Source organism: Streptomyces sp. L500, assembly GCF_054551825.1.
This window is the reverse complement of the sequence record NZ_JBTOLC010000093.1, coordinates 1-5413: the sequence shown is the minus strand read 5'-3', so window position 1 is coordinate 5413 and position 5413 is coordinate 1. Positions and strand designations below refer to the sequence as shown.

The following is a 5413-nucleotide window of genomic DNA, read 5'->3' as shown; positions in this document are numbered from 1 at the left end:
ACGGCCGCTGCTCCTCGGCTCGGTGAAGTCCAACATCGGCCACGCGCAGGCTGCGGCGGGCGTCGCCGGAGTCATCAAGATGGTCATGGCCATGCGCCGGGGCGTGCTGCCGCGCACCCTCCACGCGGAACGGCCCTCGGCACACGTGGATTGGGCTGGGGGAGCGGTGGAACTGCTGACGGACGCCCGTGAGTGGCCGGAGGTGGACCGGCCGTGGCGCGCGGGCGTCTCCTCCTTCGGCATCAGCGGGACGAACGCGCACGTCATCCTGGAACAGGCCGCCGAGCCCGAGTCGGTGGGGGAGCCGGAGGCACCCGTGGTCCGGCCGAGCGTGGTGCCGTGGCCGGTATCCGCCAAGTCCGAGGAGGCGCTCGCCGCCCAGGTCGAGCGCGCGACCGCCCTCGCCGGGACCGCCGCCCCCGTGGACGTCGGCCACTCCCTGGCCACGGGCCGCTCGTCCTTCGACCACCGCGCGGTCCTCCTCGCCGGCCCCGACGGCTCCCTGTCCGAGGCCGCGCGAGGCCGCGCGGCCGCCGGCGGCCGCCCCCTGGCGGTGCTCTTCACGGGCCAGGGATCCCAACGGGTGGGCATGGGCCGGGAACTGTACGCCCGGTTCCCCGTCTTCGCCGAGGCCCTGGACGCGGTGGCGGCCCACCTCGACGGCGCCCTGGAACGCCCGCTGCGTGAGGTGATGTTCGAGGGCGACGCGGCCGTGCTGGACCGCACCGGTTTCGCCCAGCCCGCGCTCTTCGCCCTCGAAGTGGCCCTGTTCCGGCTGATCGAGTCGTGGGGAGTGCGCCCCGACTACGTCACCGGCCACTCGATCGGCGAGGTCGCGGCCGCGCATGTGGCGGGGGTGTTCTCTCTTGAGGACGCGTGTTCCCTCGTCGCGGCTCGTGCTCGGTTGATGGACGCGCTGCCTGCTGGTGGTGCGATGGTGGCTGTGCAGGCGTCCGAGGACGAGGTGACGCCTCGTCTGACCGCCGGCGTCTCGATCGCCGCCGTCAACGGCCCCGACGCCGTCGTCATCGCGGGCGACGAGACAGCGGTGCCCCGCATCGCCGAGAAGTTCGCCGCCGAGGGCCGCAAGACCCAGCGGCTGGCGGTGAGCCACGCCTTCCACTCGCCGCTCATGGACCCCATGCTGGAGGACTTCCGGCAGGCCCTGGCCGGGCTGACCTTCCAGGCGCCGCGCATCCCGGTCGTCTCCAACGTGACGGGCAGGATCGCGACGGCGGAACTGCTGTGCACGCCCGAGTACTGGGTGCGGCACGTCCGGGAGACCGTCCGCTTCGCCGACGGCGTCCGGACGCTGGCCGACGAGGGCGCCACCGCGTTCCTGGAACTCGGCCCCGACGGCGTGCTGACGGCCATGGCCCAGCACAGCCTCGACGACACCACCGGGACCCCGCTCGCCGTCACCGCCCTGCGCCGGAACCGCGCCGAGGAGCGCTCGCTGCTCACCGCGCTCGCCCGGCTGCACGTGGCGGGCGTCGCCGTGGACTGGGCCGCGTGGTTCGGCGGCACGGGCGCCCGCCGCGTGGACGTCCCGACGTACGCCTTCCGGCACCGGCGCTACTGGCCCAAGCCCGCCGCCGTCGCGGGCGACGTGTCCGCCGCCGGCCTCACCCCCGCCGGCCACCCGCTGCTCGGCGCGGCCGTGGCCCTGGCCGGCCTCGACGGCGTGCTGTTCACCAGCAGGCTCTCCACCCGCACCCACCCCTGGCTCGCCGACGGCACCACGTTCCCGGCCGCCGCGTACGTGGAGCTCGCCGTCCGCGCGGGCGACCAGGTCGGCCACGGCCGCGTCGACGAACTCACCCTGACGTCGCCGCTCGCCCTGGACGGCGAGCACGCCGTCCTCCTCCAGGTCTGGGTCGGCGCCCCCGACCCCGCGGGCACCCGGAAGGTGACCGTCTACTCCCAGCTCGCCGACACCCCCGACCAGACCTGGACGGAGCACGCGCACGGCATGCTGAGCCCCGGCGAGCGCGTCGCGGACTTCGGCACCGACGAGTGGCCGCCGCACGACGCCACCGCCGTCGACGCCGATGCCGTCGAGGAGTTCTACGACAAGGCCGGACACGGCCCCGCCTTCCGGACCGTCCGCGCGATCTGGACGCGGGCCGCCGGCACCTTCGCCGACACCTTCGTGGAAGCCGCCCTTCCCGCCGACGCCGCGGACGACGCCGGAGCGTTCGGCCTCCACCCGGCGCTGCTGACGGCCGTCACCCAGGCCCTCGCCATCACGGCGCCGGGCGGGGGAGGCGACGAGCCGGTACCGCTGATGTGGTCCGGGCTCTCCCTCCACGCCGGGGGCGCGTCGGCGGTACGGATACGCATCACCCGGACCGCCGAGGACACCGTCTCCGTGACCGTCGTCGACACCGAGGGCGCACCGGTGCTCTCGGCGAGCACGCTGGTGCACCGCGACCGGGCGGAGACCGAGCCCGACCGCCGGGCCGGCGGCCAGGAGCATGGATCTCTGCTGCGGCTGGACTGGGTCCCGGCACCGCAGGAGCGGTCGGAGGACCGCGAGATCAGCCGGGTGACCCTGGCCGCCGGGACGGCCGCGCCGGCCCTGGCCGGCGTCCCGGACGGCACGGAGTTGGTACTGGCCCCGCTGGAAGCGGGCGGCGACGGGACCGACGTGCCCGGCGCGGCGCACGAGCTGACGGCCCGGGCGCTCGGCCTGGTGGGGGAGTGGCTGGCGGAGGAGCGGTTCGCGGGCTCACGACTGGTGTTCGTCACGCGGGGTGCGACGGACGGGGGCGATCTCGCGGCCGCCGCCGCGTGGGGCCTGGTGCGCTCGGCGCAGACCGAACACCCGGACCGCATCGCCCTGCTCGACCTCGACGCCGATACGGACGTCGCTGACGTACTGCCCCAACTGCCGGGTCTGCTGGCGGCGGGCGACGATCAGTTCGTGGTGCGCGACGGTGCGGTGCGCGTGGGGCGGCTGGCGCGGGTCGCGCCGGAGCCGAACGCTCCGGCAGCGGTACGCACGTGGGACACGGCGGGCACGGTGCTGATCACCGGTGGTACGGGTGGCCTGGGCGGCCTGCTGGCCCGGCATCTGGTGGCCGAGCACGGTGTGCGGCACCTGCTGCTGGCGAGCCGCCGCGGCCCGGCGGCGCCGGGAGCGGCGGAGCTGGTCGACGAACTGACCGCCCTCGGCGCGGAAGCGACCGTCGAGGCGTGCGACACGGCGGACCGCGGAGAGGTGGAGCGGCTGCTGGCCGGGGTCCCGGGGGATCGTCCGCTGACCGCCGTCATCCACACGGCCGGTGTCCTCGACGACGGCGTCGTCACCTCCCTGACCCCGGACCGCCTCTCGGCCGTCCTGCGTCCGAAGGCCGACGCGGCCTGGCACCTCCATGACCTCACCAGGGAACTGGACCTGGCCGCGTTCGTCCTCTTCTCGTCGGTCTCCGGCGTGATGGGCGGCGCCGGCCAGGCCAACTACGCCGCCGGCAACGTCTTCCTCGACGGCCTCGCCCGGCACCGCCGGGCCCTCGGCCTCCCCGCCCAGTCCCTGGCGTGGGGCGCGTGGGCGCAGTCGAGCGGCATGACGGGCGCGCTGTCGCAGGCCGACATGCAGCGGATCGCGGCCTCCGGAGTGCCGCCGCTGACGGCCGAACAGGGCCTGGCGCTCTTCGACGCGGCCGTCTGCCTCGACGAGCCGTACGTCGCCCCGATCGGCCCCGCCGCGCGCGGCGGACGCGCCCCGGGCGTCGTACCCCCGCTGCTGCGCGGCCTGATCCGTGGCGGCCGGCGAACGGCCGCCACGGCGGCGGGCGGCGCCGGCACGGCGGCCGCGCTCAGCCTCCGGCTGTCCGCGCTGGGGGAGGAGGACGCGCTCCGGTCCGTGACCGACCTCGTCCGGACCGAGGCGGCCGCCGTCCTCGGGCACGCCTCGGCACGGCAGGTCGAGGCGGGCCGGGAGTTCCGCGAACTCGGCTTCGACTCCCTGACGGCGGTGGAGCTCCGCAACCGGCTCACCACCGCCACCGGTCTGCGGCTCACCGCGACCCTGATCTTCGACTACCCGACCCCGGCCGCCCTCGCGAGCCACCTCATGGCCGGGCTGCTCGACCAGCACGAGGCCGGCGGCGCCGCCGGTGCCCCCGCCACGACCCCGGCCGTCGCCGACGACCCCATCGCCATCGTCGGCATGGCCTGCCGGATGCCCGGCGGCGTACGGTCGCCGGAGGACCTGTGGCGGATGCTCGCCGAAGGCCGCGACGGCATCACCGGCTTCCCCACCGACCGGGGCTGGGACCTCAAGGCGCTCTTCGGCACGGACCCGGAGAACCGGGGCGGCAGCGCGACCCGGCGCGGCGGCTTCCTCCAGGACGTCGCCGACTTCGACGCCGGGTTCTTCGGCATCTCGCCGCGTGAGGCCCTGGCGATGGACCCCCAGCAGCGGCTGCTGCTGGAGACGTCCTGGGAGGCGTTCGAGCGGGCCGGGATCGACGCGACGGCCTTGCGCGGTACGAAGACGGGCGTCTTCGTCGGCACCACGGGCCAGGACTACGCCACGCTCGTGATGAACTCCCGCGAGGACGTCGAGGGCCACGCCAGCACCGGCCTCGCCACCAGCGTCATCTCCGGCCGGATCTCCTACACCTTCGGGCTGGAGGGCCCGGCGGTGACGGTCGACACGGCGTGCTCGTCGTCGCTCGTCGCGCTCCACCTCGCCGCCCAGTCCCTCCGCAGCGGCGAGAGCTCGCTCGCCCTCGCCGGCGGTGTGACGGTCCTGTCGACGCCGATGACCTTCGCGGGCTTCAGCCGCCAGGGCGGGCTGGCGACGGACGGCTACTGCAAGGCGTTCGCGGACGCCGCCGACGGCACGGGCTGGTCGGAGGGCGTCGGCGTGCTGGTGCTGGAGCGGCTGTCGGACGCGCGACGCAATGGTCACCGGGTGTTGGCGGTGGTGCGTGGTTCGGCGGTGAACCAGGATGGGGCGTCGAATGGTCTGACGGCGCCGAACGGCCCCTCGCAGCAGCGGGTGATTCGCCAGGCGTTGGCGAGTGCGGGGTTGTCGGCGGCTGATGTGGATGCGGTGGAGGCGCACGGTACGGGTACGACGTTGGGTGACCCGATCGAGGCGCAGGCGTTGCTGGCGACGTACGGTCGTGAGCGGGACGCGGACCGGCCGTTGTGGCTGGGCTCGGTGAAGTCGAACATCGGGCACACGCAGGCTGCGGCGGGTGTCGCCGGGATCATCAAGATGGTCATGGCGATGCGGCACGGTGTTCTGCCGAAGAGCCTGCACATCGATGAGCCCTCGTCGCATGTGGACTGGTCGGCGGGCGCGGTGGAACTGCTCGCGGAGGCGCGGGAGTGGCCGGAGGTCGATCGCCCGTGGCGCGCGGGTGTGTCGTCGTTCGGCCTCAGCGGCACGAACGCG

General features: G+C 74.9%; 1 protein-coding gene. It reads left to right on the top strand.

Annotated features, from left to right (window positions below):
* On the top strand, positions 1-5413 hold a 5413-nt coding region (locus ACX9I7_RS32265; RefSeq protein WP_459389348.1), incomplete at both ends, for a type I polyketide synthase.